We start from the raw sequence: 25,695 nt of genomic DNA on the forward strand, positions 1-25,695 counted from the left end.
GCCAGGGTAGGCTTCAGCCCGGGAAGAACAAATTAGCGAGCGCTTGTATTAAATTTTGGCTGAGCCGAAAATGCCTGGGCCTGAGGCATTGCTGAGCGATCGACATGGGGAAATACGGAGGCGCAAATCAAGGTGAACGCTGGCGAAAGCGTATGCGACAAGGTCGCCGGCGGCGCCTCTCTCGCAATCTCGTAATTTGGTTGGCCATCCTGGCGACGAGCGCGATATCGTCCACTCTGATCGCAATGAGCGCTCACTGGCGGTTCTAAGCTACCCCCGCGCGGTACACGTCGGGTGAGAATCGTCCTTAGAGCGGCACCACCTTGCCGTCGGCCAACGTGACGCGCCGGTCCATGCGCGATGCAAGCTCGTGATTGTGGGTGGCGATCAGCGCCGCGAGGCCCGATTGCCGCACCAGTGCCTCCAGCGCCTCGAACACGTAGGAGGCTGTGACCGGGTCGAGGTTGCCGGTCGGCTCGTCGGCCAAAAGCACCAGCGGCGCATTGGCGACCGCACGCGCGATGGCGACGCGCTGCTGCTCGCCGCCGGACAGCTCGGATGGCCGGTGCGACGCCCGTTTGCCGATCTGCATGTAGTCGAGCAGTTGCGCCGCGCGCTCGGATGCCTCCTTGCGCGGCAGACCCTTGATGAGCTGCGGCATCATGATGTTTTCCAGCGCGGAAAACTCCGGCAGCAAATGATGGAACTGATAGACGAAGCCGACATCGTTGCGGCGGATCGAGGTGCGCTCGTCGTCGGACAACCGGCCACAGGCGCGTCCGGACAGGATCACGTCGCCGGCATCTGGCCGCTCCAGCAGCCCGGCCGTATGCAGCAGCGTCGATTTGCCGGTGCCCGACGGGGCCACCAGCGCCACCATTTCACCGCGCCGCAGCGCGAAATCGGCGCCGTTCAGGATGGTGAGCTTGCGCGGCCCCTGGACGTAGTGCCGTTCGACGCTCTTCAGCTCGATCAGGACCTCGGCCACTACTCGTACCTCAAGGCTTCGACCGGATCGAGGCGGGCCGCCCGCCATGCCGGAAACACCGTTGCCAGGAAGGACAGCGCAAGCGCCATGATGATGACATAGGTCGTCTCGCGCGGATCCATCTTGGCCGGCAACTGGCTGAGGAAATAGAGCTCCGGGTTGAACAGCACCTTGCCGGTCATCCAGGAGAAGAACTGGCGGATCGATTCGATGTTGGTGCAGATCACGACGCCGAGCAGCACGCCGGCGAGCGTGCCCGTCACGCCGATCGCCGCCCCAGTCATCAGGAAGATGCGCAGGATGGCGCCGCGCGAGGCGCCCATGGTACGCAGGATGGCGATGTCATGCCCCTTGTCCTTCACCAGCATGATCAGTCCTGAAATGATGTTGAGCGCCGCCACCAGCACGATCAGCGTCAGGATCATGAACATGACGTTGCGTTCGACCTGCAGAGCCGAAAAGAAAGTCTCGTTGCGCTGGCGCCAGTCGACCATGTCGATCGGCCGCTGCGCCGCCGCTTCCACCTTGGGTTTCAGCGCGTCGACATCGTCGGGATTGTCGACATAGATCTCGATCGTCTGCGCCCGGCCGTCCATGTTGAAGTAGAGCTGCGCTTCGGAGAACGGCATGTAGACGATCGACGTGTCATATTCGGACATGCCGACCTCGAAGATCGCCGCGATCTTGTAGCCCTTCATGCGCGGCGTGGTGCCGAGCGGCGTCACATCCCCGTCCGGCGAGATCAAGGTAATGGTATCGCCGAGCGTCAGGCCGAGATTCTCGGCCATGCGCTTGCCGATGGCGACACCCTCGCCGGTATCGAAATCGGCGAGCGTGCCTTGCTTGATGTTGCTGGCCACTATGGCGATCTTGCCGAGATCTTCACCCCGGATGCCGCGCACCAGCGCGCCGGTGCCGCCGCCGACATTGCCTTGCGCCAGCACCTGGCCGTCGATCAGCGGGATGGCGTATTTGACCCCGGGTACGCCGTTGATGCGGCTGGCGACCTGGGCATAGTCCTCAAGCGGTGAATCGAGCGGCTGCACGATCAGATGGCCGTTGACGCCAAGGATGCGCGTCAAAAGCTCGGCGCGGAAGCCGTTCATCACCGCCATGACCACGATCAGCGTGGCGACGCCCAGCATGATGCCGAGAAAAGAGATCGAGGCGATCACCGAGATCACCGTCTCCTTGCGCCGCGAACGCAAATAGCGCCAGGCGACCGTGCGCTCGAAGATGGAAAAAGGGCCGGCGCCCGCCGATCTCGCTGCCGCCGCCTCGCTCATGCGGCGGCACCGAAGTGTTTGGCCGCGTCGGCGATCGGCAGCGTCACGCGCTCGCCGGTCTTGCGATTCTTGATCTCGACCTCGCCGGCGGCGACGCCGCGCGGCCCGACGATCACTTGCCAGGGCAGGCCGATCAGGTCGGCGGTGGCGAATTTGCCGCCCGGCCGCTGGTCGGTATCGTCGTAGAGGACGTCCTTGCCGGCGGCGGTGAAGGCGGCGTTGAGTTCGTCGCAGACGCGATCGCAGTCGGCATCGCCCGCCTTCATGTTGATCAGGCCGATATCGAACGGCGCCACCGCTTCCGGCCAGATGATGCCGTTCTCGTCATGGCTGGCCTCGATGATCGCCGCGACCAGCCGCGACGGGCCGATACCGTAGGAGCCGCCCGAGGCGAAATGATCCTTGCCGTCGGGCCCCGTCACCTTGGCCCCCATCGGCTTGGAATATTTCTCGCCGAAGTGGAAGATATGGCCGACCTCGATGCCGCGCGCCGAGACCCGGTCGCCAGTCGGAACCTTCTCCCAGGCCGCCTCGTCATGCATCTCGTCGGTGGCGGCGTAAGGCGTCGTCCACGTCTTGACGATATCTGCTATCTCGCCGTCATTGGCGAAGTCGGTGTTCGCGCCGGGCACGGCAAGCGACAGGTAATCGCGATGGCAGAAGACCTGGCTTTCACCAGTGTCGGCCAGGATGATGAACTCGTGGCTGAGATCGCCGCCGATCGGACCGGTGTCGGCCCGCATCGGAATGGCCTGCAAGCCCATGCGCGTGAAGGTTCTGAGATAGGACACGAACATCCGGTTATAGGCCGCTCTCGCGCCTTCGAAGTCGAGATCGAAGGAATAGGCGTCCTTCATCAGGAATTCGCGCGAACGCATCACGCCGAAGCGCGGCCGCACCTCGTCACGGAACTTCCACTGTATGTGGTAGAGGTTGAGCGGCAGGTCCTTGTAGGATTTGACGTAAGCGCGAAAAATCTCGGTGACCATTTCCTCGTTGGTCGGACCGTAGAGCATGTCGCGGTCCTGCCGGTCCTTGATGCGCAGCATCTCCTTGCCGTAGTCGTTGTAACGGCCGCTCTCGCGCCACAGATCGGCCGACTGGATGGTCGGCATCAGGATCTCCAGCGCACCGGCGCGGTTCTGCTCCTCGCGGATGATCTTGCAGACCTTGTCCAGCACCCGTTTGCCCAGCGGCAGCCAGGAAAAACTGCCTTGCCCCTGCTGGCGGATCATGCCGGCGCGCAGCATCAGCCGATGCGAGACGATTTCGGCCTCGCGCGGGTTTTCTTTGAGGATAGGCAGGAAATAGCGCGACAAACGCATGGACAGGTCCGTGAATGAGAATGGCCACGCCAGAATCGGCGCGGCGCAGGCTTGCTTGCCCCGGCTTCATAGCGATTTCATGACCGAATGGAAACCCGGCCATCCCACCACGTCAGCCCCTTCCGAGCCCGAATCCCTCGCTTCCGGATCGACCCGCGCCGACAATGGAACGCACCGAACCTCTTCGGGTTTGGCCGTCAATTCTTTGCGCGCGTCAATTGCGAACATGCCGCAAAGGCTCTGTCGACCCTGACTGGACGTTTCAAAAGCAAACCCTGCCGCACTATTGTGCAGTGCAGCACGAGAATGCCCGTTTCAAGGCAAAATTCTTCGTGACATTTTCATTTCCGTTGGGCTAATGTGCCCCGATAACCGAGAGGGCAGAAAAAAATCTGCTCTCCTACGCGGTCAAAGTCTTGGGAGGATGCGATCTAGGCGCGGTTACTCGCTGCCGCCGGATACCGGAAACAGATCGGACGCGTTTAATTGCAAGGCCTTGTGCCTTGCATTTTTTTTGTGCAATCATCTGGTTAGCGCCGCGAATTGGCAGGCTACATGACCTTGCGTCAGCAGCCAGTAGCCGCCGTACAGGGCGGCATCTCAATCCCATCCGCAGCGCTCCGACCTTATCGGAGCACCCTGCCGCCACGTCTATTTCCCTGGGGTCGGACTGAAATCCGGCACGATGTGCGGGATGTCGTTGAGGCTGTATCCCAGCCCGTGCGTCAGGCCGTAGAAAATGCCCATCAGGACCGCCGTTGCGATGGTGGTGCGGATCACGGCACGCAGCATATGCGGCCCGCGCGGCGCGCTCGGTACCGTGCCCAGCGTCACGTCGTGATCGTCGTCCTGCGTTCTGACGCTGAACGGCAGGACGGCAAACAGCACCACCCACCAGGTCGCGAAAAACAGCGCGGTGAACGAGACCCAGCTCATGATTGCTCCAGTTCGATCAGCGTGCCGAAGAAATCCTTCGGATGCAGGAACAGCACCGGCTTGCCGTGCGCGCCTGGTTTGGGATTGCCGTCGCCAAGCACCCTGGCACCGGCGGCCTTGAGCTGGTCGCGCGCGGCCAGGATGTCGTCGACCTCGTAGCAGAGATGATGCATGCCGCCCGACGGGTTCTTCTCGAGGAATGCCGCGATTGGGGAGCCCTCGCCAAGCGGCTCCAGCAACTCGACCTTGGTGTTGCCGACATCGACGAACACCACGGTGACGCCATGCTCCGGCAACGCCTGCGGCTCGGTCACTTCGGCGCCGAGCGTGTTGCGGTAAGCTGCAACGGCGGCGGTCAAATCCGGCACCGCAAGCGCGACGTGGTTCAGCCGTCCGAGCATGTCCGAGCTTTTCTCCCAGGTCCAACGACTGGCGTCATACGTCAAATCAGCCGAGATCAACAGCCTTTCGCGAGGAGCGCACTGTCGCACCTGTTGCAACCGGCAGCCACAAAGTACAAAGGCCAATGTCCGGAATCAGCCCTGCCCGCCCCCGCGTTTTCACCTTCGATCTCGGGTCGTTCAAAATTGCCGCTCTGCTCGATGCCGTCGATGTCAGAGACGGGCTTGCATCGGCCTTCGCGGCCGGACAGCCGCCGGCGGCCGTGCTCGAACTCGCGGTTTCGAACTTCATCGACCAGGATCGCTACGAGCATTGCTTCATCCCGACGCTGGTCGATACCGGTTCCGAAAAGATCCTGTTCGACACCGGCTGCGGAGATGAAGACAGTTCACTCCTGGAGTGCTTGCAAGCCCTTGGGCTCGGCCCTGATGACATCGATGTGGTGGTCATCACGCACGGGCACCCGGACCACATTGGCGGGCTTGTCCGGAATGGCGCATCCGTTTTCAGCCGCGCACGCCTGGTATTCGGCGCAGCGGAATTCGCCTTCTGGACCGAAGGAAATGCGGTGCGTCCGGCCAGGTTGGCCAATCGTGATCTCTTTAGGCGCATTTGCACCGGCCTGGCCGACCGCGCGACGTTCATAGCGCCTGGAGACGAAGTGGTGCCGGGCATCACTGCCATCGACGCGGCCGGTCACTCCGCCGGGCTTTTGGCCTTCCTTGTCGAAAGCGACGGACAGCAATTGCTGATCTGGTCGGACGCTTTCCTGCATTATGTCGTGTCGATCCAGCGTCCGCAGTGGCATGCCGATTTCGACGACGACAAGGAAAAGGCAATCGAGACCCGCAAGCGGCTGCTCGGCATGGCCGCCGAGCGGCGCCTGCTCGTCGCCGGCCACCACATGCCGTTTCCGGGCTTGGGCTATGTCGGGCGGATAGACCATTCCTTTCGCTGGATTCCGGTCAGCTATCAGCTGAACATCCGAGCACCCGACGCCTCCGTCACCGGGTGACGAAAACCGTCACCAGCGGTTTCTTGCCCCAGGCTTCGTTGGCCGCGCCGCGCACCGCGCGCCGCACCGCCTCCTGCACCAGGTCGAGGTCCTTGCGGCGTTGGCGGGGGATCGAATCGACCGCACCGACGGCCGCATCGATCATCAGGTCCTCTAGCGTCTCGCCACGGGCATCGGTTTCGGCGACGCCAATGGCGACCAGGTCGGGATCGCCGGCCAGCTCGTACTTGTCATCAAGCACGACATTGACCGCGACATGACCGGCAAAGGACAGCTTGCGCCTGTCGCGAATACCCATCGCCTGATCGGTGCCGATCAGATTGCCGTCCTTGTAGACGCGCCCGAACGGCACCTGGTCGATGATCGTGGCGGGACCAGGAGCGAGCCGCAGCATGTCGCCGTCGCGCACCTGCGCCACCTGGCCAATGCCGGAGGTGGACATCAGCGAGCCCTGCGCCACCAGATGCGCCGCCTCGCCATGCACGGGAACGCCGACTTGCGGACGCACCCATTCATACATCTTGCGCAGTTCGCTGCGGCGGGGGTGGCCGGAGACATGCACCAGCGCATCGCCGTCTTCGATGATCTTGATGCCGAGATCGATGAGGCGGTTCTTGATCTCGAGGATCGCCTTCTCGTTGCCGGGAATGGTGCGCGAGGAAAACACCACCGTGTCGCCCGCTGTCAGCGACACCGATTTCATCTCGTCGCGCGACAGCTTGGCAAGTGCCGCCAACGGCTCGCCCTGGCTGCCGGTGCAGATGATGACCAGGTTCTCGCGCGGGATGAAGCCGAAATCCTCCTCGGCGATGAACTCCGGCAGGCCGTCCATGTAGCCAAGCTCGCCGGCCACATCGATGACGCGCTTCAACGAGCGGCCGAGCACAAGGCACTGGCGGCCGGCATCGCGCGCTGCCCTGGCGATGGAAACGATGCGTCCGACATTGGAGGAGAAGGTGGTGACGGCGACGCGGCCCTTGGCCGCCTGGATGACGCCTTTCAGGCCCTCGCCCACGGCCACTTCCGAAGGCGACTCGCCTTCGCGCAGCGCATTGGTCGAATCGCAGATCAGCGCCAGCACGCCCTTGTCGCCACAGGCGCGGAACCGCGCCTCGTCGGTCTTGGGACCGATCGTCGGCTCCGGATCGATCTTCCAGTCGCCGGTGTGGATGACGGTGCCGGCCGGCGAGGTGATCGCCAGCGACATGGGTTCGGGAATGGAGTGAGCCACCGGAATGGCTTCGATCTCGAAGGGGCCCACCGTGAACTTTTCGCCCGCCCGGTAGATTGTCAGCGGGATCTTCGGCGCGCCCTGCTCGCCCTGACGCTTGGCTTCCAGCAGCCCGGCGCTGAACGGCGTCATCCAGACCGGCGCCTTCAGCTTCGGCCAGATGTCGAGCAGCGCGCCGTAGTGGTCCTCATGCGCGTGGGTGATGATGATGCCGCGCAGATTGGCGAGGTTCTCCTCGATGAAGCGCGTGTCGGGCAGGATCAGGTCGACGCCTGGATGCGCCGCGTCGGGAAAGGTGACGCCGACATCGATGACGATCCATTCGCGCGCGCTCGGCGGGCCATAGCCGTAGAGGGCGAAGTTCATGCCGATCTCGCCGACGCCGCCGAGCGGCACGAAGACGAGTTCGGCGTTGTCCGCTTTCGCCATGATTTTTTCCTTCCTGACCCTCGGGCCAAGCCGTTAAAGCAATTCCAGCAAGTGCCTACCGGTTTTCCGTCCGGAATTGCTCAAAAACAAATTATATCCGCGCGGACGCCACCGCGCCGAAATGCACATCGCCGGCGGCGACCGTCAGAACAGACCCGTCATCGTCGCGGATCACGAAACGGCAGTCCTCGTCAATGGTCTCGAACACGCCACGCACCACATTACCGTCAATTCTGACAGCAACCTCGCCGCCAAGGCCCGCCGCGCGGGCCAGCCAACGCTTCCTGATGGCGGCAAGGCCACGTCCTTCGTCCCACAGGCGGGCATTCTCGCTCCAGGCATCCGACAGCGCCAGAAACAGCGTTTCGGCATCGCAAGCCGCGCCCAACGCGTGAAGCGATGTCGCGGGATAAGGCAAATCCCGCGGATGCGCCACCACATTGACGCCGATGCCCACCGCCACCGCGAAGCGGCTACCGTCAAGCATCGCCGACTCCAGCAGGATGCCGGCCAGCTTGGCGCCGGAGGCGAGCACATCGTTTGGCCATTTCAGCTCGAAACGGTTCTGTCCCTGGCTCGCTCCGTCGAGGCCTATCGCGATGCGGCCCTTCGGCACCACCGCGTCGAGCGCGTCGGCCAGCGCCAGCCCCGCGACGAAGCCGAGCGTCGCGGCAAGGCGCAATTCGCCGCCGGTGATGAGGAGCAGCGTCGCCGCCAGATTGCCTTCCGGCGTTGCCCAGGCACGGCCACGCCGGCCGCGCCCGCTTTCCTGCTTCTTGGAAACGACCCAGAGCTTGCCCGGGTCGCCCGCCCGGGCATGGTCCAGCGCCAGCGCGTTGGTGGAGCCGACACTGTCATGCGCCTCGAGCCGGAACCCTTCCGACGCCGAGGTTGGAGCCAGCCGAAATGCCATCCCGTCAGAAAAATGTCTTGGCGGCGGCTTCGGCATAGGTCCCGATCGGCCCGCCGATCAGCACGTAGAACAGCACGAAGGCGCCACTGACGCCGAGCACGACACGCAACTCGCTGGCCATCGGCACAAAGCCGCCGACCGGCTCATCGAACCACATGATCTTGATGATGCGCAGGTAGTAGTAAGCGCCCACCACGGAAGCGAGCACGCCGATGATTGCCAGCGCATAGAGGTTGGCGTTGATGGCGGCGAGGAAGACGTACCACTTCCCCCAGAAGCCGGCGAGCGGCGGAATGCCGGCCAGCGAGAACATCAGGATGGTCAGGATCGTCGCCATGATGGGGTTGGTCGACGAGAGGCCGGCGAGATCGCTGATCTGCTCGACATTGCCTTCCTTGCGCCGCATGGCAAGGATGAAGGCGAAGGTGCCGAGCGTCATCACCAGGTAGATCAGCATGTAGATGGCGACGCCGCGCACGCCGGCCTGGCTGTTCGCGGCAAGGCCGACCAGCGCGTAGCCCATATGGCCGATCGAGGAATAGGCCATCAGCCGCTTGATGTTGGTCTGGCCGATCGCGGCGAAGGAGCCAAGCGCCATCGAGGCGATCGAGATGAAGACGATGATCTGCTGCCAGTCGGAGGCGATCGGCTTGAACGCACCCATGGTGACGCGCACGATCAGCGCCATCGCCGCCATTTTCGGCGCTGCCGCCAGGAAGGCCGTCACCGGTGTCGGTGCGCCCTCATAGACGTCTGGCGTCCACATGTGGAACGGCACCGCCGAGATCTTGAAGGCAAGCCCGGCCAGCACGAAGACGAGGCCGACGACAAGGCCAAGCTGGCGCTCGCCGCCGCCCAGTGCCGTGGCGATCTCCTGGAAGCCGGTGTTGCCGGTATAGCCGTAGACCAGGCTGATGCCGTAGAGCAGCATGCCCGAGGACAGCGCGCCGAGGACGAAATATTTCAGGCCGGCTTCTGTCGAACGCAGATTGTCGCGATTGATCGCCGCCAGCACATAGATCGCAAGCGACTGCAGTTCGAGGCCGAGATAGAGCCCGATCATGCCGTTGGCCGAGATCATCAGCATCATGCCGAGCGTGCAAAGCAGGATCAGCACCGGATATTCGAACTTGTCGAAACGCTCCGCCTTGGCAAAGCGCATCGACATGATCAGCGTCACCGCCGAGCCGATCAGCGCCAGCACCTTCATGAAGCGGGCGAAGGAATCCTGGATGAAGGCATTGCCATAGGCGCTGCCCTGCCCTGCGTGGAAGATCAGCCAGGCGCCTGCGATCACCAGCACGGCGACGGCAAGGCCGGTCACCGTATTGGCGGTGTTGGAACGCGAATAGGCCCCGACCATAAGCAGCGCGAGCGCGCCGATGGCAAGGATCAGCTCGGGCGTCGAGAGCGACAGGCTGGAGAGAAGGTCCGGCGTCATGGTTCGCAAAACCCCTGGGTCAGTTCGCCGCCGCGGTCTGCGCGGCGCCGATGGATGCGGTGACATTGGTGACGAGCGACTTGACCGACTGGGCCGTCGCGTCGAAGACGGGTGCGGGATAGACGCCGAAGAAGATGACCAGTACGACCAGCGGATAGATGATCGCCTTCTCACGGGTCGACAGGTCGAGCAGCCCCTTCAGGCTGTCCTTGGTCAGCGCGCCGAAGATCACCCGGCGGTAGAGCCAAAGCGCATAGGCCGCCGACAGGATGACGCCGGTGGCGGCGAAGAACGCTACCCAGGTGTTGACCCGGAACACACCAAGCATGGTCAGGAACTCGCCGACGAAACCTGACGTGCCCGGCAGGCCGACATTGGCCATGGTGAAGATCAGGAACACGGTCGCGTATTTCGGCATGTTGTTGACGAGACCGCCATAGGCGGCGATCTCGCGCGTGTGCATGCGGTCATAGATGACGCCGACGCACAGGAACAGCGCGCCCGACACCAGGCCGTGGCTGAGCATCTGGAAGATGGCGCCCTGCACGCCTTCCTGGTTCATGGCAAAGATGCCCATGGTGACGAAGCCCATATGGGCGACCGACGAATAGGCGATCAGCTTCTTCATGTCCTCCTGCATCAGCGCCACCAGCGAGGTGTAGATGATGGCGACGACCGACAGCGTGAACACCAGCGGTGCGAACATTTCGGAGGCCAGCGGGAACATCGGCAAGGAGAAGCGCAGGAAGCCGTATCCGCCCATTTTCAGCAGGATGCCGGCCAGGATGACCGAGCCCGCCGTCGGCGCCTCGACGTGCGCGTCGGGCAGCCAGGTGTGCACCGGCCACATCGGCATCTTCACCGCGAAGGAGGCGAAGAAGGCAAGCCACAGCCAGGTCTGCATGTTGGCCGGGAAGCTGTGCGTCAGAAGCGTCGGGATGTCGGTGGTGCCGGACTGGAAGAACATCGCCATGATGGCGAGCAGCATCAGCACCGAGCCGGCCAGCGTATAGAGGAAGAACTTGAACGAGGCGTAGACGCGCCGCTTGCCGCCCCATACGCCGATGATGATGAACATCGGGATCAGGCCGGCTTCGAAGAAGACGTAGAACAGCACGATGTCCAGCGCGCAGAACACGCCGATCATCAGCGTTTCCAGAAGCAGGAAGGCGATCATGTAGGCCTTGACGCGCTTCTCGATCGCTTCCCACGACGCCAGGATGCAAAGCGGCATCAGGAAGGTCGTCAGGATGACGAACAGCATGGAAATGCCGTCGACGCCCATATGGTAGGAAATGCCGGAATCGAGCCAGGCGACCTTTTCGACAAACTGGAACCCGGCCTGCGAATTGTCAAAGCCGGTCCAGATCAACAGCGACACCAGGAAGGTGAATGCCGTGGTTATGAACGCGATGGCGCGGATGTTGCGCCGCGCGTTTTCGCTGTCATCGTTGATGAACAGGATCAGCAGCACACCAACCAGAGGCAGGAAGGTGACCAGCGAGAGGATTGGCCAGGCGGTCATCAGAGCATTATCCAGGTGACGAGTGCGGCAACGCCGATCAGCATGGCGAAGGCGTAGTGGTAGAGATAGCCGGTCTGCAGCTTGACGACGCGGTTGGTGACGTCGACGACGCGCGCCGAAATGCCGTCAGGCCCGAGCCCATCGATGATGGTCCCATCACCGGTCTTCCACAGGAAGTGACCGAGACGCTTGGCCGGGCGAACGAACAGGAAGTCGTAAAGCTCGTCGAAATACCACTTGTTGAGCAGGAAGGCGTACAGCCCGCGATGCTGGGCGGCCAGATTGACCGGCATCTCCGGCGAGCGGATGTAGAACTTCCAGGCCAGAGCGAAACCGATCAGCATGGCGATGAAGGGCGAGAGCTCCACCCACAGCGGCAATTCGTGGATCTCGTGCAGGATATGGTTGTCCGGCAGCGTGAACAGCGACGCCTTCCAGAACTCGGCATAGCCTTCGCCGATAAAGGAATTGTGGAAGATGACACCGGCAAACAGCGCCCCAGCCGCCAGCACGAACAGCGGCACCAGCATCACCGGCGGCGATTCATGGACGTGGTGCATCACCTCGTGGCTCGCCCGCGGCTTGCCATGGAAGGTCATGAAGATCAGCCGCCAGGAATAGAAGGCGGTGAAGCAGGCGGCGATGACCAGCAGGATGAAGGCCAGGCCGGCGACCGAATTGTGGCCTGCGAAGGAGGCCTCGATGATGGCGTCCTTGGAGAAGAAGCCGGCGGTGCCGATGACGGTCACCGGAATGCCGACGCCGGTCAGCGCCAGCGTGCCGATCACCATCATCCAGTAGGTGGTCGGGATCAGCTTCCTCAGGCCGCCCATCTTGCGCATGTCCTGCTCGTCGGAAACCGCGTGGATGACCGATCCGGAGCCGAGGAACAGAAGCGCCTTGAAGAAGGCGTGCGTGAACAAATGGAAGATCGCCGCGCCATAGGCGCCGACGCCGAGCGCCACGAACATGTAGCCGAGCTGCGAGCAGGTCGAATAGGCGATGACGCGCTTGATGTCGTTCTGGACCAGGCCGACGGTCGCCGCGAAAAAGGCGGTGAAGGCGCCGATGAAGGTGACCACCGTCAGCGCCGAGTGCGACAATTCGAACAGCGGCGAAAGCCGCGCCAGCATGAACACGCCGGCCGTCACCATGGTGGCGGCATGGATCAGCGCCGACACCGGGGTCGGGCCCTCCATGGCGTCCGGCAGCCAGGTGTGCAGCGGCACCTGCGCCGACTTGCCCATGGCACCCATGAACAGCAGCAGGCAGACGACGGTCATTGCCGCCTGCTTGTCGAGCGCATGGCCGAGGAAGGTGAGTACGGCGGCACCCTGCGGCGCGCCTTCGGCCGGGATGAACGTCGCCGCATTGGCAAAGATCGTGCCGAGATTGACCGAGCCGAACAGCACGAAGACGCCGAAAATGCCGAGCGCGAAGCCGAAATCGCCGACGCGGTTGACGACGAAGGCCTTTATTGCCGCGGCATTGGCCGACGGCTTCTTGTACCAGAAGCCGATCAGCAGGTAGGACGCGAGGCCCACCCCTTCCCAGCCGAAGAACATCTGCACGAGGTTGTCGGCCGTGACCAGCATCAGCATGGCGAAGGTGAACAGCGACAGATAGGCGAAGAAGCGCGGCCGGTTCGGATCGTGGTGCATGTAGCCGATCGAATAGATGTGAACCAGCGCCGACACTGTGTTGACCACTACCAGCATCACCACCGTCAGCGTGTCGATCCTGAGCGCCCAGGAGACGTCCAGCCCGCCGGACTGGATCCAGTGCAGCACCGGCACGGTGAACACCTCGCCGTGGCCGAAGCCGACGGAAAAGAAGGCGACCCATGACAGCACGGCCGCGATCACCAGGAAGCCGGAGGTGATGTATTCGGATGCCTTGGCACCGAGCGCATTGCCGAACAGGCCTACGATCAGGAAGCCGAGCAGCGGAAGGAAGACGATCGCTTGATACATAGTCGCCCCGTCAACCCTTCATCATGTTCACGTCTTCGACCGCGATCGAGCCGCGGTTGCGGAAGAAGACGACGAGAATGGCAAGCCCGATGGCGGCTTCAGCCGCCGCGACCGTCAGCACGAACAGCGCGAACACCTGGCCGACCAGATCGCCGAGCGCCGCCGAAAAGGCGACGAAATTGATGTTGACCGCCAGCAGGATCAACTCGATCGACATCAGGATGACGATGATGTTGCGGCGGTTGAGGAAGATGCCGAACACGCCGAGCGTGAACAGGATCGCCGATACGGTCAGATAATGTGCGATGCCGACGACCATCTCAGACTCCTTCGCCCGACTTGACCTTGCGGACTTCCATGCCGGTCACCGCGGTGCGGCCGACCTGGGCTGCGATCGACTGCCGCTTGACCCCTTCCTTGTGGCGCAGCGTCAAAACGATGGCGCCGATCATGGCGACCAGCAGGATGAGGCCCGAAATCTGGAAGTAGTAGAGGTAGTCGGTATAGAGGATGTCGCCGAGCGCCGCCGTGTTCGATCGCGCGGCGAGATCCGGGATGGGCTTTGCGACCGTCGAGGCGAGCTTCGGCGCGAAGGTGTAGCCGCCCAGCACCACGATCAGCTCCGCCGCCAGGATCAGCCCGACCAGCGCGCCGATCGGCGCGTATTGCAGGGCGCCGCTCTTCAATTCGGCGAAATCGACGTCGAGCATCATGACGACGAACAGGAACAGCACCAGGACCGCGCCGACATAGACGACGAGCAGGATCATCGCCAGGAACTCGGCGCCGGTCAGCATGAACAGGCCGGCGGCGTTGAAGAAGGTCAGGATCAGGAACAGCACCGAATGCACGGGGTTGCGCGACGAAATGACCATGAACGCCGACGCCACGGCGACAAAGGCGAAGAGGTAGAAGAAGGCCGCCTCTAGTCCACTCAGCATTGGGGATCCCCCGGGTTCCTGTCCAAACAGGACGCTCGTCCTGTTTGATGTTTGCGACCGCCTCCGGTCGGTAAGTTTCGTTGTGTCCTATCGCATGTTCCGATCGGGTTGAAATACCCGATCAAAAGAAACATGCGACACTTTTGTCTTCCGGAGGATGATCTTGTCCGAAAAGTCCGCAACTTTCGGGATCATCCCCTGGACGAGGCCCCTCGCCCCGTCCATGCGTCAGATGTCAGCGATAGGGCGAGTCCAGTGAGATGTTGCGCGCCAGTTCGCGCTCCCACCGGTCGCCATTCGCCAGCAGCCTGTCCTTGTCGTAGTAGAGTTCCTCGCGCGTTTCCGTCGCGAATTCGAAATTCGGCCCCTCGACGATGGCGTCGACCGGGCAGGCTTCCTGGCAGAAGCCGCAATAGATGCACTTCACCATATCGATATCGTAACGCACCGTGCGGCGCGTGCCGTCATTGCGGCGAGGGCCGGCCTCGATGGTGATCGCCTGCGCCGGGCAGATCGCCTCGCACAATTTGCAGGCGATGCAGCGTTCCTCGCCATTGGGATAGCGGCGCAACGCATGCTCGCCGCGAAAGCGCGGGCTGATCGGGCCCTTCTCGTGCGGATAGTTGATCGTCTCCTTCGGCGCGAAGAACTGGCGCATCGACAGGAAGAAGGCGCTGACGAAATCCTGCAGCAGCAGCGATTTTGCGGCCTGGGACAAAGCGGACATCACGCAAACCCCGTGATCTTGAGGAAGGCGGCGGTGGCGACCACCATGAACAGCGAGATCGGCAGGAACACTTTCCAGCCCAGCCGCATCAGCTGGTCGTAGCGGTAGCGCGGCACGAAGGCCTTCACCATCGAGATGCCGAAGAACACGAAACAGACCTTCAGCACGAACCAGATCACGCCGGGCACCCAGGTGAAGGGCGCGAAGTCGAAGGGAGGCAGCCAGCCGCCGAGGAACAGGATGGTGGCCAGCGCGCACATCAGCACGATCGCGACATACTCGCCCAGGAAGAACAAAAGGAACGGCGTCGACGAATATTCGACCATGTGGCCGGCGACCAGCTCCGATTCGGCTTCGACCAGATCGAAGGGCGGACGGTTGGTCTCCGCCAACGCCGAGATGAAGAAGATGACGAACATCGGGAACAGCGCCAGCCAGTTCCAGTCGAGGAACGTGTTGGGCAGGCCGAGTCGCGTACCAAGCCCACCCTGCTGCGACAGCACGATATCGCTGAGGTTGAGCGAGCCGGCGGTGAGCAGCACGGTGACGATGACGAAGCCGATCGAAACTTCGTATGACACCATCTGCGCCGCCGAACGCAACGCGCCAAGGAAAGGATATTTCGAGTTGGACGCCCAGCCGCCCATGATCACGCCATAGACCTCGAGCGAGGAGATGGCGAAGACATAGAGGATGCCGACATTGACGTTGGCGATCGCCCAACCCTGGCTGACCGGTATGACGGCCCAGGCCGAGATCGCCAGCACGGCGGAGACAAGTGGCGCCAGCAGGAAGACGCCCTTGTTGGCGCCCGACGGGATGACCGGTTCCTTGAAGACGAATTTCAGCAGGTCGGCGAAGGCCTGCAGCGTGCCCCAGGGGCCGACGACATTCGGGCCACGGCGAAGCTGCACCGCCGCCCAGATCTTGCGGTCGGCATAAAGGATGTAGGCGACGAAGATCAGCAGCACCACGATCAGCACGACTGACTTCAAGAGGATCAGCAGCGCCGGCAGCACGTAGAAGGAGAAGAAGGTGTCCATGCTTATTCCGCCGCCTGCTTGAAGCCGCTCTTGGCCAGTGCCGAGCATTCAGCCATCACGGCCGATGCGCGCGCGATCGGGTTGGTCAGGTAGAAATCCTTGACCGGCGAGGTGAAGGTTCCCTTGTTCAACCGCCCGCCGAGCTTCGCCACGCCGGCGATATCCTCGGCGTTGCCGGCCGCGACCTGGTCGATGCGGGCCAGATGCGGGTATTCGCCATAGAGCTTTGCGCGCAGCTGCGGCAGAGAATCGAACGGCAGTTTCTTGCCCAGTACGTCGGACAGCGCCCGCAATATGGCCCAATCCTCGCGCGCGTCGCCCGGCGCGAAGCCGGCGCGGTTGGTCTGCTGGACGCGCCCTTCGGTGTTGACGTAGGTGCCGGACTTTTCGGTATAGGCAGCCGCCGGCAGGATGACATTGGCGCGATGCGCGCCGGCGTCGCCGTGCGTGCCGACATAGACGACGAAGGCGCCGCCGGTCTTGCTCATGTCGATCTCGTCGGCGCCGAGCAGGAACAGGACATCCGTCTCGCCCAGCATGCCGGCGACGTTCTTGCCGCCCTCGCCCGGCACGAAGCCGAGGTCCAGGCCGCCGACGCGCGCCGCTGCGGTGTGCAGCACGGCAAAGCCGTTCCAGTCGGCGCGTGCGGCATTCACGGCGGCGGCGAGCCTGGCCGCTTGGCCGAGCACGGCCGCGCCATCGGCGCGCGCCAGAGCGCCCTGACCGACGATAATAAGGGGATGCGTCGCCTTCTTCAGCGTCTGGAAGAACTTGCCGTTGCCGTCCGCCAGATCCTTCAGCGAATCCGGCCCGGCGCCCAGCTGTTCGTAGTCATAGCGCGTGTCGCCGACATCGCCGATGACACCGACCGGCAGATTGCCGAGGCGCCAGCGCTTGCGGATGCGGGCGTTGAGCACCGAGGCCTCGAAGCGCGGATTGGCCCCGATGATCAGCACCGCGTCGGCCTGCTCGATGCCTTCGATGGTCGGGTTGAAGATATAGCTGGCACGTCCGAGTGCCGGATCGAGCGCCGCGCCGTCCTGGCGGCAATCGGTGTTCTTCGAACCGAGCGAGGCCATCAGGAGCTTCAGCGCATAGATTTCCTCAACCGCCGCGAGATCGCCCGCGATGGCGCCGATCTTGTCGGGGGCCGCCGCCGAAACCGCGCCCTTGATCGCCGCGAACGCTTCGGCCCAGCTCGCCGGAACCAGCCTGCCGTCCTTGCGCACATAGGGGCGATCGAGGCGCTGCGTGCGCAGGCCGTCCCAGATGAAGCGGGTCTTGTCGGAAATCCATTCCTCGTTCACGGCTTCGTTGACGCGCGGCAGGATGCGCATCACTTCGCGCCCACGGCTATCGACGCGGATCGCCGAGCCGACGGCATCCATCACGTCGATGGATTCGGTCTTGGTCAGCTCCCACGGCCGCGCCTGGAAGGCGAAGGGCTTGGAGGTCAGCGCGCCGACCGGGCAGAGATCGATCACGTTGCCCTGCAACTCCGAGGTCATTGCCTGTTCGAGATAAGTGGTGATCTCGGCATCCTCGCCGCGGCCGATCAGGCCGAGTTCGGAAATGCCGGCAACTTCGGTGGTGAAGCGGACGCAGCGCGTGCAGTGGATGCAGCGGTTCATCACTGTCTTGACCAGCGGGCCGATATACTTGTCTTCCACCGCGCGCTTGTTCTCGTGGTAGCGCGAGGAATCGACGCCGAAGGCCATCGCCTGGTCCTGCAGGTCGCACTCGCCGCCCTGATCGCAGATCGGGCAGTCCAGCGGATGGTTGATCAGCAGGAATTCCATCACGCCTTCCCGGGCCTTCTTGACCATCGGCGTGTTGGTGAAGATTTCCGGCGGCTCGCCGTTCGGGCCGGGGCGCAGGTCGCGCACGCCCATGGCGCAGGAGGCCTGCGGCTTGGGCGGCCCGCCCTTCACCTCGATCAGGCACATGCGGCAATTGCCGGCGATCGACAGCCGCTCATGGAAGCAGAAGCGCGGCACTTCCGCGCCCGCGTCCTCGGCCGCCTGCAGCAGCGTGTAATGGTCGGGTACAGTGATTTCTTTCCCGTCGACCTTGAGCTTTGCCATTCGCCTCAAACCCCTGCGGATTTCCCGCAATCTCATTTTCCGGGCGCGACAGACGCAGCGCCCGAGATTTCATTCACTTCTTCGCGGCCAGCGCCGCCGCCTGGGCAGTCCAGTCGTCACGGCCGATGCGGCCCTTGAACGACAGATAATCGTCGACCCAGGCAATCTCTTGCGGCGACCATGCGGCGATCTGGGCAAACGTCCAGATACCGAGGCCGTTCAGCACTTTTTCCAGCTTCGGGCCGATGCCCGATATCGCCTTGAGGTCGGACGGCCTCGTCGGCTTCTCCATGGCCTTGGGCTGCCTGAAATCTTCCGGCAGCAGCACATCCGCTGCCTCGCTTGTTGCCGGAGCGGCATTGGCGGCCGGCGCGGTGGTGGCGGCTTCCCTGGCTGCGATATCGGTGACTTCCTGGGCGAAGGACTGCGCCTCGGCAATCATCGTCTTCGCGGTCGCCCGCGCCCTGATGGACGACGAGTTCGCATCCTCGAATTGCTCGACGCGTGCCTCGAAATCCTCGATCAGCGGCTGCATGAGGCGGTGTGATGCCTCGGCGGCCCCCGAAAGCGCGCCCATCCAGACGCCGAACGCATGATTGGCGAGCCCCATGCCAAGCGCCGACATCGCCGCCGCACCCGCGACAGGGTGCGCGAAAAGGTTGACGGCGCTGGCCATCTCCTTCGGCATCATCCTGGTCAGGTCCTGGTTCATCTTCTCGATCTGGTCCAAATTGGGCATCAATGGGTAGGGTGTCGAATACGGCGCCATAGAGTTCTCCTGGTCGTTTCTTCGTTCGCCCCGCCCCGTTTCTTCCCGCGTTCAAAAGTTTCTTGTTATTCCGCCGCCACCATCACCGGTTCGGCCCGGTGCGCGTTGCGCGAAAACTCGTCGATGCGCCGCTCCACCTCGCCGCGGAAATGCCGCATCAGGCCCTGGATCGGCCATGCCGCCGCATCGCCCAGCGCGCAGATCGTGTGGCCTTCGACCTGCTTGGTGACGTCGAGCAGCATGTCGATCTCGCGCTTCTGAGCCTCGCCGCGCACCAGCCGCTCCATCACCCGCCACATCCAGCCGGTGCCCTCGCGGCACGGCGTGCACTGGCCGCAGCTTTCATGCTTGTAGAAGTAGGAAAGCCGCGCGATCGCCTTCACGACATCGGTCGACTTGTCCATGACGATGACGGCGGCCGTGCCGAGGCCGGACTTGAGATCGCGCAGCGCGTCGAAATCCATCGGCGTATCGATGATCTGCTCCGCCGGCACCAGTGGCACCGAGGCGCCGCCCGGAATGACGGCGAGCAGATTGTCCCAGCCGCCGCGGATGCCGCCGCAATGGGTTTCGATAAGCTCGCGGAACGGGATCGACATCGCCTCTTCGACAGTGCACGGATTGTTGACGTGGCCGGAAACGCAGAACAGCTTGGTGCCGACATTGTTGGGCCGGCCGAAGGACGAGAACCAGGCAGCCCCCCGGCGCAGGATGGTCGGCGCCACCGCGATCGATTCGACATTGTTGACAGTGGTCGGGCAGCCATAGAGGCCGACATTGGCCGGGAATGGGGGCTTCAGCCGGGGCTGGCCCTTCTTGCCTTCGAGGCTTTCCAACAGCGCCGTTTCCTCGCCGCAAATATAAGCGCCGGCGCCGTGATGCATGTAGATTTCAAAATCGTAGCCCGACGTGTTGTTCTTGCCGATCAGCTTGGCCTCGTAGGCCTCCTCGATCGCCCGCTGCAGCGCCTCGCGCTCGCGGATGAACTCGCCGCGCACATAGATGTAGGCGGCAATCGCGCCCATGGCGAAGCCGGCCAGGAACGCGCCCTCGACCAGCGTGTGCGGATCGTTGCGCAGGATGTCGCGGTCCTTGCAGGTGCCGGGCTCGGATTCATCGGCGTTGATGACGAGATAGCTTGGCCGGCCGTCGCTCTGCTTGGGCATGAACGACCATTTCAGCCCGGTCGGGAAGCCGGCGCCGCCGCGTCCGCGCAGTCCCGACGCCTTCATCTCGTTGACGATCCACTCACGCCCCTTGGCGACGATGCCGGGCGTGTTGTCCCAGGCGCCGCGCGCCATGGCGCCGGCCAGCGACTTGTCGAAGAGGCCGTATATGTTGGTGAAGATGCGGTCTTTGTCCTGAAGCATTTTTCGTCCCTCAGACCGGCTTCTTGGTCGGCTTGGCGGCAGGCTGCTTGGTCTCCGGCGCCTTGAAGGCGCTGCCCGGTTCGGCCCGGTTCTTCGGCCCATTGCGTTGTTTTGGAGTCGCCTCGACTTCAGGAGCGGCCTTGTTGGCGTTGGCGGCCGAGTGGAGGGGTGGCGCAACGCTGGCCGCGTTCTCGGTGACCGGCGCGACCTTGGCCGGCGACGGCGTCTTCAACGTCGGGTTGGTCTCTGGCGCGGCGGTCTTCGGCCTGCTGGATTTCGACGGAGCAACCGGACCAGGCGCAGCTGGGGCGGCCGGTGCCGGCACAGGCGCAGCGATGATCGCGTCGGGCGATGCCTTCGCGGCCCTGGCCGCTTCCCGGGCTTCACGGTCGCGGGTCGACTTGAGGATCGCCTTTTCGCTCTTCAACGTGGTCAGGCCGGAGGCCGGCTCCGAGCCGGTGCGGCCGTTCTGCGGTCCCGGCGTCACCGAGGCGCCCTTGCCCGCATCGTAGAGATCGATGATCTCAGCCAGCCGTTCCGGTGTCAGATCCTCGAACGTATCCTTGAACACCATGACCATCGGCGCGTTGACGCAGGCGCCGAGGCACTCGACCTCTTCCCACGACAAGGTGCCCTTGTCGTTGGTGTGGAATTGGTCGTGATGGATCTTCGAGCGGCACACATCCATCAGCGCTTCCGAGCCGCGCAGCATGCAGGGCGTGGTGCCGCAGACCTGGATGTGCGCACGGGTGCCGACGGGGTTCAACTGGTACTGCGTATAGAAGGTCGCGACCTCGAGGCCGCGGATACGCGGCATGCCGAGCATGTCGGAAATCGTCTCGATCGCCGCCTTGGTGACCCAGCCTTCCTGCTCCTGCGCTATCATCAGCAGGGGAATGATCGCCGACTGCTCGCGGCCCTTGGGATACTTCTTGATCCATTGCTTCGCCGCTGCCGCATTCGCCCGGTTGAAGGCGAAGGAGGCTGGCTGGACGCTGGCTTCTGCGAGACGGCGGACTGACATTTAGCGATCGACCTCACCAAACACGATGTCGAGGGAGCCGAGGACGGCGGTGACGTCGGCCAGCATGTGGCCGCGGCAGAGGAAATCCATGGCTTGCAGATGCGCGAAACCGGGTGCGCGCAGCTTGCAGCGGTAGGGCTTGTTGGTGCCGTCGGAGACCAGGTAGACGCCGAACTCTCCCTTGGGCGCCTCGACCGCCGCATAGACCTCGCCGGCCGGGACGCGGTAGCCCTCGGTGTAGAGCTTGAAGTGATGGATGAGCGCTTCCATCGAACGCTTCATCGCCTGGCGCTTGGGCGGCACCACCTTGCCGTCGAGGTTCGACACCGGCCCGGTGCTTTCCTTGCCGAGCAGGAGATCGATGCACTGGCGCATGATCCGTGCCGACTGGCGCATTTCTTCCATGCGCACGAGGTAGCGGTCGAAACAGTCACCATTCTTGCCGACAGGAATGTCGAAATCCATTTCCGAATAGCATTCATAGGGCTGCGACTTGCGCAGGTCCCACGGCGAGCCCGAACCACGGACCATGACGCCCGAAAAGCCCCAGGCCCAGGCGTCGGCCAGCGAGACGATGCCGATGTCGACATTGCGCTGCTTGAAAATGCGGTTGCCGGTGAGCAGCCTGTCGAGATCGTCGAGCGATTTCAGGAAAGGGTCGATCCACTTGCCGATGTCCTCGACCAGCTGGCGCGGCAGGTCCTGGTGGACGCCGCCCGGACGGAAATAGGCCGCATGCATGCGCGAGCCCGAGGCGCGCTCATAGAACACCATCAGCTTTTCGCGCTCGACGAAGCCCCACAGCGGCGGCGTCAGCGCGCCGACGTCCATGGCTTGCGTCGTCACATTGAGGATGTGCGACATGATACGGCCGATTTCGCAATAGAGCACGCGGATCAGCTGGCCGCGCCTCGGCACCTCGATGCCGAGCAGGCGCTCGGCGGCCAGCGCGAAGGCGTGCTCCTGGTTCATCGGCGCGCAATAATCGAGCCGGTCGAGATAAGGCAGCGCCTGCAGATAGGTTTTTGCCTCGATCAGCTTCTCCGTACCGCGATGCAAGAGCCCGATATGCGGATCGACGCGGTCGACGACTTCGCCGTCCAACTCCAGCACGAGGCGCAAAACGCCGTGCGCGGCAGGGTGTTGAGGTCCGAAGTTGATGTTAAAGTTGCGGACGGAGGTTTCAGCCATTACTGCTTTGCCTTCTCATCCCCTGGCAGCACGTAATCCGTGCCTTCCCATGGGGACAGAAAATCGAAATTGCGGAATTCCTGCTTCAGTTCCACCGGCTCGTAGATGACGCGCTTGGCTTCGTCGTCGTAACGCACTTCGACGAAACCGGTCAGCGGGAAATCCTTGCGCAGCGGATGGCCTTCGAAACCGTAGTCGGTCAGCAGGCGGCGCAGGTCCGGATGGCCCGAAAACAGCACGCCATAGAGATCGTAGGTTTCGCGCTCGAACCAGTCGGCGCCGGGATAGACGCCGGTGATCGAAGGCACCATCGTCTCCTCGTCGGTCTGCACCTTGATGCGAATGCGCACATTCTGCTTCGGCGAAAGCAGGTGATAGACGACGTCGAAGCGCTTGGCCCGCGACGGGTAGTCGGCACCGCAGACATCGATGATCGAGATGAACTGGCAGCGCGCATCGTCGCGCAGGAAGGTCATCACCTCGATCAGGTTTTGAGGCTCGACGTGAACGGTGAGCTCGCCATAGGCGAATACCGCATCGCCGAAGCGGCCAGGCAGCTTCTCGCCGAGATAGGTCGACAGTTCGCTTAAGGAGGCGGCCATGGATTTACCGTTCGATCGTGCCGGTGCGGCGGATCTTCTTCTGCAGCAGAAGAATGCCGTAGAGCAGGGCTTCGGCGCTCGGCGGGCAGCCGGGCACATAGATGTCGACCGGCACGACGCGGTCGCAGCCACGCACCACCGAATAGGAATAGTGATAGTAGCCGCCGCCATTGGCGCACGAACCCATCGAGATGACGTAGCGCGGCTCCGGCATCTGGTCGTAGACCTTGCGCAGCGCCGGCGCCATCTTGTTGGTCAGCGTGCCGGCGACGATCATGATGTCGGACTGGCGCGGAGACGCGCGCGGCGCGACACCGAACCGCTCCGAATCGTAGCGCGGCATCGAGGTGTGGATCATCTCGACCGCGCAGCAAGCCAGACCGAAGGTCATGAACATCAGCGAGCCGCTGCGCGCCCAGGTGATCAGCGCCTCGGTCGAGGTGACCAGAAAACCCTTGTCGGCAAGCTCATTGTTGATTTCGAGGAAGAAGGGATCGTCCTCCCCCACCGGCCTGCCGGTGTTGGGATCGATAATACCTTTGGGCTTCGGCGCGACGAGGGTGCCTGAACTGTCGTTCAATCCCATTCCAGCGCTCCTTTTTTCCATTCATAGGCAAAGCCGATGGTCAGCACTGCCAAAAACACCATCATTGACCAGAAACCGAGCATGCCGATCTTCGAGAAGGACACTGCCCAGGGGAAGAGGAAGGCAACTTCCAGGTCGAATATAATGAACAGGATCGACACCAGGTAGAAGCGGATGTCGAATTTCATGCGGGCATCGTCGAACGAGTTGAAACCGCACTCGTAGGCGGAAAGCTTTTCGGGATCGGGGTTGCGATACGCCACCAGGAACGGAGCCGCCAGCAGCGCCAGGCCGACGACCAGTGCCACGCCGATAAACAGGACGATGGGCAGGTACGAACTGAGAAGTGCGTTCATGCAGCGGCTTTCCGTTGGCGCCAATCCACTTTGACTACAGCACCGAACCTTAATGCGGAAGCGTGACAGATTAACCGCTGAACCGTTTTAAGGGGCCTATGCTGCAACGCGGCGAGGGTTAGCGCAGCACTTCCAGCGAAGCAAGTCAAACCTTGTTCAAAACACCGAGCTGGACGGCATTCCGGGAGAAACTGGTCCCATCCGCTCCTGTTTGATTTCCTTCGCTTTTAACTCCACTTTTCTCTCCTGACAGGGTTGCCGCCAAAACCCTGCTAGCATGGACGGGAATCACGCCGAGCAATGACGCCAGACAGGTCCATCAGGGACGCATCCGAATGAAGGAAAAGATCTCGCTTGCCGCCGCGCGGCGCATCGCGCTCGCCGCCCAGGGATTTCTCGATCCCCGCCCCGCCGGCACGCCGGACCGCCGCCATTTCGCCCGCGTTCTGTCCCGCACCGGCCTGTTGCAGATCGATTCCGTCAGTGCGGTGGTGCGCGCTCATTACATGCCGCTCTATTCGCGTCTCGGCCCCTATCCCCTCGCTTTGCTCGACAACGCCGCCGTGACGCGCAAGCGCACCGTCTTCGAATATTGGGCGCATGAAGCCTCGTTCCTGCCGGTCGAGACCTACCCACTGATGCGCTGGCGCATGCAGCGCGCCGAGCAAGGCGATGAAATGTATCTGGGGCTGGCCAAATGGGGCCGCGAGCACGCCGCCTATATAGAAGAGATCTACCGCGAGGTCGTCACGCGCGGGCCGATCGCCGCTTCGGCGCTCGAAGGCCAGAAAGGCTCCGGTGGCTGGTGGGGTTGGAGCCATGCCAAGCACGCCTTCGAATGGCTGTTCTGGGCCGGGCGCATCACCACCGCGCACCGGCGCGGCTTCGAGCGCTTTTACGACCTGCCGGAGCGCGTGCTGCCGCAGGCGATCCTCGATCTGCCGGTACCGACGCCTGAGGACGCGCACCGCGAATTGCTGCGCATTTCCGCCCGTGCCCATGGCGTGGCGACATCAGGCGACCTGCGCGATTATTTTCGACTCTCGCCGGCCGACATGAAAGGCCGGCTGGAGGAACTGGTCGAGCTCGGCGACTTGCTGCCGGTCCGTGTCGAGGGCTGGGACAAGCCGGCTTACCTTCACAAGGACGCCCGTATCCCGCGCAAGATCGAGGCCCGCGCTCTGCTGGCGCCGTTCGATCCGGTCGTCTTCGAGCGTTCGCGCTCGGAGCGGCTGTTCGACTTCCATTACCGCATCGAAATCTACACGCCGGCCGACAAGCGCCAATACGGCTACTATGTCCTGCCTTTCCTGCTCGGCGACAGGATCGTGGCGCGCGTCGACCTCAAGGCTGACCGGCCGGCCAGTGTCCTGCGCGTCCATGCCGCCTACGCCGAGCCCGGCACACCGCCCGAAACCGCAGCCCAGCTCTTCGAGGAATTGAAGCAGATGCAGGGCTGGCTTGGCCTCGAGCGCATGGAAATAACGCCTGCCGGCGACCTCGGCCCGGCGCTGTCCGACATCGCGGTGTCGTAAGCT

General features: G+C 63.2%; 24 protein-coding genes. 2 read left to right on the forward strand and 22 right to left on the reverse strand.

All coding sequences use genetic code 11. The features are described from left to right. Positions 1 to 307 precede the first annotated feature (307 nt). The 5 genes from FJ527_RS05630 to mce all read right to left on the reverse strand — a co-directional run bounded on the left by FJ527_RS05630 (position 308) and on the right by mce (position 4,936). Positions 308 to 1,036 (reverse strand): ABC transporter ATP-binding protein, encoded by a 729-nt coding sequence (locus tag FJ527_RS05630; protein ID WP_181166285.1) that lies wholly within the window; start codon positions 1,034 to 1,036, stop codon positions 308 to 310. Beyond that, positions 988 to 2,274: a lipoprotein-releasing ABC transporter permease subunit gene (locus FJ527_RS05635; protein WP_015317359.1), complete on the reverse strand. Its 1,287-nt coding sequence runs from the start codon at positions 2,272 to 2,274 to the stop codon at positions 988 to 990. The genes FJ527_RS05630 and FJ527_RS05635 overlap by 49 nt, the downstream gene beginning before the upstream one ends. Next, on the reverse strand, positions 2,271 to 3,599 hold the full coding sequence (proS, locus tag FJ527_RS05640) for a proline--tRNA ligase (RefSeq protein WP_015317358.1): 1,329 nt from the start codon (positions 3,597 to 3,599) through the stop codon (positions 2,271 to 2,273). Before proS ends, FJ527_RS05635 begins: the two co-directional genes overlap by 4 nt. Positions 3,600 to 4,250: 651 nt before the next feature. Then, positions 4,251 to 4,535 (reverse strand): DUF1467 family protein, encoded by a 285-nt coding sequence (locus FJ527_RS05645; RefSeq protein ID WP_023769792.1) that lies wholly within the window; start codon positions 4,533 to 4,535, stop codon positions 4,251 to 4,253. Then, positions 4,532 to 4,936, reverse strand: a complete 405-nt coding sequence (gene mce, locus FJ527_RS05650; protein ID WP_015317355.1) for a methylmalonyl-CoA epimerase — start codon at positions 4,934 to 4,936, stop codon at positions 4,532 to 4,534. The genes FJ527_RS05645 and mce overlap by 4 nt, the downstream gene beginning before the upstream one ends. 125 nt (positions 4,937 to 5,061) lie before the next feature. On the opposite strand from mce, the gene FJ527_RS05655 reads away from it, so the two are divergent. Further along, positions 5,062 to 5,952 carry an MBL fold metallo-hydrolase gene (locus tag FJ527_RS05655; protein WP_140822100.1) on the forward strand — a complete coding sequence of 297 codons (891 nt, stop codon included), beginning with the start codon at positions 5,062 to 5,064 and terminating at the stop codon, positions 5,950 to 5,952. Here the strand turns inward: FJ527_RS05655 and FJ527_RS05660 are convergent. The 17 genes from FJ527_RS05660 to FJ527_RS05740 form a co-directional block, all read right to left on the reverse strand. Continuing rightward, positions 5,942 to 7,612, reverse strand: coding sequence for a ribonuclease J (locus FJ527_RS05660; protein ID WP_140822102.1), 1,671 nt, complete (start codon positions 7,610 to 7,612; stop codon positions 5,942 to 5,944). The genes FJ527_RS05655 and FJ527_RS05660 overlap by 11 nt on opposite strands. Before the next feature lie 91 nt (positions 7,613 to 7,703). Next, positions 7,704 to 8,525, reverse strand: coding sequence for a biotin--[acetyl-CoA-carboxylase] ligase (locus FJ527_RS05665; RefSeq protein ID WP_140615830.1), 822 nt, complete (start codon positions 8,523 to 8,525; stop codon positions 7,704 to 7,706). A 4-nt stretch (positions 8,526 to 8,529) separates the two neighbouring features. After that, positions 8,530 to 9,966, reverse strand: coding sequence for an NADH-quinone oxidoreductase subunit NuoN (nuoN, locus tag FJ527_RS05670; protein WP_015317351.1), 1,437 nt, complete (start codon positions 9,964 to 9,966; stop codon positions 8,530 to 8,532). A 19-nt stretch (positions 9,967 to 9,985) separates the two neighbouring features. Continuing rightward, the gene (locus tag FJ527_RS05675; RefSeq protein WP_140615827.1) at positions 9,986 to 11,491 is read right to left on the reverse strand and encodes an NADH-quinone oxidoreductase subunit M; all 1,506 of its coding nucleotides are present in this window, start codon (positions 11,489 to 11,491) and stop codon (positions 9,986 to 9,988) included. Continuing rightward, positions 11,491 to 13,464, reverse strand: coding sequence for an NADH-quinone oxidoreductase subunit L (gene nuoL / locus FJ527_RS05680; protein ID WP_140822103.1), 1,974 nt, complete (start codon positions 13,462 to 13,464; stop codon positions 11,491 to 11,493). Before nuoL ends, FJ527_RS05675 begins: the two co-directional genes overlap by 1 nt. A 10-nt stretch (positions 13,465 to 13,474) precedes the next feature. Next, positions 13,475 to 13,783, reverse strand: a complete 309-nt coding sequence (gene nuoK / locus FJ527_RS05685; RefSeq protein WP_023798863.1) for an NADH-quinone oxidoreductase subunit NuoK — start codon at positions 13,781 to 13,783, stop codon at positions 13,475 to 13,477. Position 13,784: 1 nt separating this feature from the next. Further along, a complete protein-coding gene (locus FJ527_RS05690) occupies positions 13,785 to 14,405 on the reverse strand; it encodes an NADH-quinone oxidoreductase subunit J (protein ID WP_140822105.1) in 621 nt (206 codons plus the stop codon). A gap of 235 nt (positions 14,406 to 14,640) precedes the next feature. Beyond that, positions 14,641 to 15,132, reverse strand: coding sequence for an NADH-quinone oxidoreductase subunit NuoI (nuoI, locus tag FJ527_RS05695; protein WP_015317346.1), 492 nt, complete (start codon positions 15,130 to 15,132; stop codon positions 14,641 to 14,643). After that, on the reverse strand, positions 15,132 to 16,175 hold the full coding sequence (gene nuoH, locus FJ527_RS05700) for an NADH-quinone oxidoreductase subunit NuoH (RefSeq protein WP_015317345.1): 1,044 nt from the start codon (positions 16,173 to 16,175) through the stop codon (positions 15,132 to 15,134). Before nuoH ends, nuoI begins: the two co-directional genes overlap by 1 nt. Positions 16,176 to 16,177: 2 nt before the next feature. After that, on the reverse strand, positions 16,178 to 18,259 hold the full coding sequence (nuoG, locus tag FJ527_RS05705; RefSeq protein ID WP_140615823.1) for an NADH-quinone oxidoreductase subunit NuoG: 2,082 nt from the start codon (positions 18,257 to 18,259) through the stop codon (positions 16,178 to 16,180). Between the two features lie 73 nt (positions 18,260 to 18,332). Beyond that, positions 18,333 to 19,028, reverse strand: coding sequence for an NADH-ubiquinone dehydrogenase (locus FJ527_RS05710; protein ID WP_140714751.1), 696 nt, complete (start codon positions 19,026 to 19,028; stop codon positions 18,333 to 18,335). 65 nt (positions 19,029 to 19,093) lie between these two features. Continuing rightward, complete coding sequence (gene nuoF / locus FJ527_RS05715) at positions 19,094 to 20,398, reverse strand: NADH-quinone oxidoreductase subunit NuoF (RefSeq protein WP_015317342.1); 1,305 nt, start codon at positions 20,396 to 20,398, stop codon at positions 19,094 to 19,096. Positions 20,399 to 20,408: 10 nt separating this feature from the next. Further along, positions 20,409 to 21,422 carry an NADH-quinone oxidoreductase subunit NuoE gene (nuoE, locus tag FJ527_RS05720; RefSeq protein WP_140822107.1) on the reverse strand — a complete coding sequence of 338 codons (1,014 nt, stop codon included), beginning with the start codon at positions 21,420 to 21,422 and terminating at the stop codon, positions 20,409 to 20,411. Continuing rightward, complete coding sequence (locus tag FJ527_RS05725; protein WP_015317340.1) at positions 21,423 to 22,613, reverse strand: NADH-quinone oxidoreductase subunit D; 1,191 nt, start codon at positions 22,611 to 22,613, stop codon at positions 21,423 to 21,425. It lies immediately after the preceding gene. Then, positions 22,613 to 23,215, reverse strand: a complete 603-nt coding sequence (locus tag FJ527_RS05730) for an NADH-quinone oxidoreductase subunit C (protein WP_140661000.1) — start codon at positions 23,213 to 23,215, stop codon at positions 22,613 to 22,615. The genes FJ527_RS05725 and FJ527_RS05730 overlap by 1 nt, the downstream gene beginning before the upstream one ends. A gap of 4 nt (positions 23,216 to 23,219) precedes the next feature. After that, positions 23,220 to 23,801 (reverse strand): NADH-quinone oxidoreductase subunit B, encoded by a 582-nt coding sequence (locus FJ527_RS05735; RefSeq protein WP_015317338.1) that lies wholly within the window; start codon positions 23,799 to 23,801, stop codon positions 23,220 to 23,222. Further along, complete coding sequence (locus FJ527_RS05740; RefSeq protein ID WP_010910112.1) at positions 23,792 to 24,157, reverse strand: NADH-quinone oxidoreductase subunit A; 366 nt, start codon at positions 24,155 to 24,157, stop codon at positions 23,792 to 23,794. The genes FJ527_RS05735 and FJ527_RS05740 overlap by 10 nt, the downstream gene beginning before the upstream one ends. A 335-nt stretch (positions 24,158 to 24,492) precedes the next feature. Between FJ527_RS05740 and FJ527_RS05745 the strand changes: the two genes are divergently transcribed. Further along, the gene (locus FJ527_RS05745) at positions 24,493 to 25,692 is read left to right on the forward strand and encodes a winged helix-turn-helix domain-containing protein (protein ID WP_140822109.1); all 1,200 of its coding nucleotides are present in this window, start codon (positions 24,493 to 24,495) and stop codon (positions 25,690 to 25,692) included. The last annotated feature ends 3 nt before the right edge of the window (positions 25,693 to 25,695 follow it).

This window comes from Mesorhizobium sp. B2-4-18 (assembly GCF_006441385.1).
GTDB classification, from domain to species: domain Bacteria; phylum Pseudomonadota; class Alphaproteobacteria; order Rhizobiales; family Rhizobiaceae; genus Mesorhizobium; species Mesorhizobium australicum.

What these genes read in the sequence shown, in the direction of transcription:
- FJ527_RS05630 (WP_181166285.1), bottom strand. Translation starts at nt 1,036, where the DNA reads ATGGCGGGCGGCCCGCCTCGATCCGGTCGAAGCCTTGAGGTACGAGTA.
- FJ527_RS05635 (WP_015317359.1), bottom strand. Translation starts at nt 2,274, where the DNA reads ATGAGCGAGGCGGCGGCAGCGAGATCGGCGGGCGCCGGCCCTTTTTCC.
- proS (WP_015317358.1), bottom strand. Translation starts at nt 3,599, where the DNA reads ATGCGTTTGTCGCGCTATTTCCTGCCTATCCTCAAAGAAAACCCGCGC.
- FJ527_RS05645 (WP_023769792.1), bottom strand. Translation starts at nt 4,535, where the DNA reads ATGAGCTGGGTCTCGTTCACCGCGCTGTTTTTCGCGACCTGGTGGGTG.
- mce (WP_015317355.1), bottom strand. Translation starts at nt 4,936, where the DNA reads ATGCTCGGACGGCTGAACCACGTCGCGCTTGCGGTGCCGGATTTGACC.
- FJ527_RS05655 (WP_140822100.1), top strand. Translation starts at nt 5,062, where the DNA reads ATGTCCGGAATCAGCCCTGCCCGCCCCCGCGTTTTCACCTTCGATCTC.
- FJ527_RS05660 (WP_140822102.1), bottom strand. Translation starts at nt 7,612, where the DNA reads ATGGCGAAAGCGGACAACGCCGAACTCGTCTTCGTGCCGCTCGGCGGC.
- FJ527_RS05665 (WP_140615830.1), bottom strand. Translation starts at nt 8,525, where the DNA reads ATGGCATTTCGGCTGGCTCCAACCTCGGCGTCGGAAGGGTTCCGGCTC.
- nuoN (WP_015317351.1), bottom strand. Translation starts at nt 9,966, where the DNA reads ATGACGCCGGACCTTCTCTCCAGCCTGTCGCTCTCGACGCCCGAGCTG.
- FJ527_RS05675 (WP_140615827.1), bottom strand. Translation starts at nt 11,491, where the DNA reads ATGACCGCCTGGCCAATCCTCTCGCTGGTCACCTTCCTGCCTCTGGTT.
- nuoL (WP_140822103.1), bottom strand. Translation starts at nt 13,464, where the DNA reads ATGTATCAAGCGATCGTCTTCCTTCCGCTGCTCGGCTTCCTGATCGTA.
- nuoK (WP_023798863.1), bottom strand. Translation starts at nt 13,783, where the DNA reads ATGGTCGTCGGCATCGCACATTATCTGACCGTATCGGCGATCCTGTTC.
- FJ527_RS05690 (WP_140822105.1), bottom strand. Translation starts at nt 14,405, where the DNA reads ATGCTGAGTGGACTAGAGGCGGCCTTCTTCTACCTCTTCGCCTTTGTC.
- nuoI (WP_015317346.1), bottom strand. Translation starts at nt 15,132, where the DNA reads ATGTCCGCTTTGTCCCAGGCCGCAAAATCGCTGCTGCTGCAGGATTTC.
- nuoH (WP_015317345.1), bottom strand. Translation starts at nt 16,175, where the DNA reads ATGGACACCTTCTTCTCCTTCTACGTGCTGCCGGCGCTGCTGATCCTC.
- nuoG (WP_140615823.1), bottom strand. Translation starts at nt 18,259, where the DNA reads ATGGCAAAGCTCAAGGTCGACGGGAAAGAAATCACTGTACCCGACCAT.
- FJ527_RS05710 (WP_140714751.1), bottom strand. Translation starts at nt 19,028, where the DNA reads ATGGCGCCGTATTCGACACCCTACCCATTGATGCCCAATTTGGACCAG.
- nuoF (WP_015317342.1), bottom strand. Translation starts at nt 20,398, where the DNA reads ATGCTTCAGGACAAAGACCGCATCTTCACCAACATATACGGCCTCTTC.
- nuoE (WP_140822107.1), bottom strand. Translation starts at nt 21,422, where the DNA reads ATGTCAGTCCGCCGTCTCGCAGAAGCCAGCGTCCAGCCAGCCTCCTTC.
- FJ527_RS05725 (WP_015317340.1), bottom strand. Translation starts at nt 22,613, where the DNA reads ATGGCTGAAACCTCCGTCCGCAACTTTAACATCAACTTCGGACCTCAA.
- FJ527_RS05730 (WP_140661000.1), bottom strand. Translation starts at nt 23,215, where the DNA reads ATGGCCGCCTCCTTAAGCGAACTGTCGACCTATCTCGGCGAGAAGCTG.
- FJ527_RS05735 (WP_015317338.1), bottom strand. Translation starts at nt 23,801, where the DNA reads ATGGGATTGAACGACAGTTCAGGCACCCTCGTCGCGCCGAAGCCCAAA.
- FJ527_RS05740 (WP_010910112.1), bottom strand. Translation starts at nt 24,157, where the DNA reads ATGAACGCACTTCTCAGTTCGTACCTGCCCATCGTCCTGTTTATCGGC.
- FJ527_RS05745 (WP_140822109.1), top strand. Translation starts at nt 24,493, where the DNA reads ATGAAGGAAAAGATCTCGCTTGCCGCCGCGCGGCGCATCGCGCTCGCC.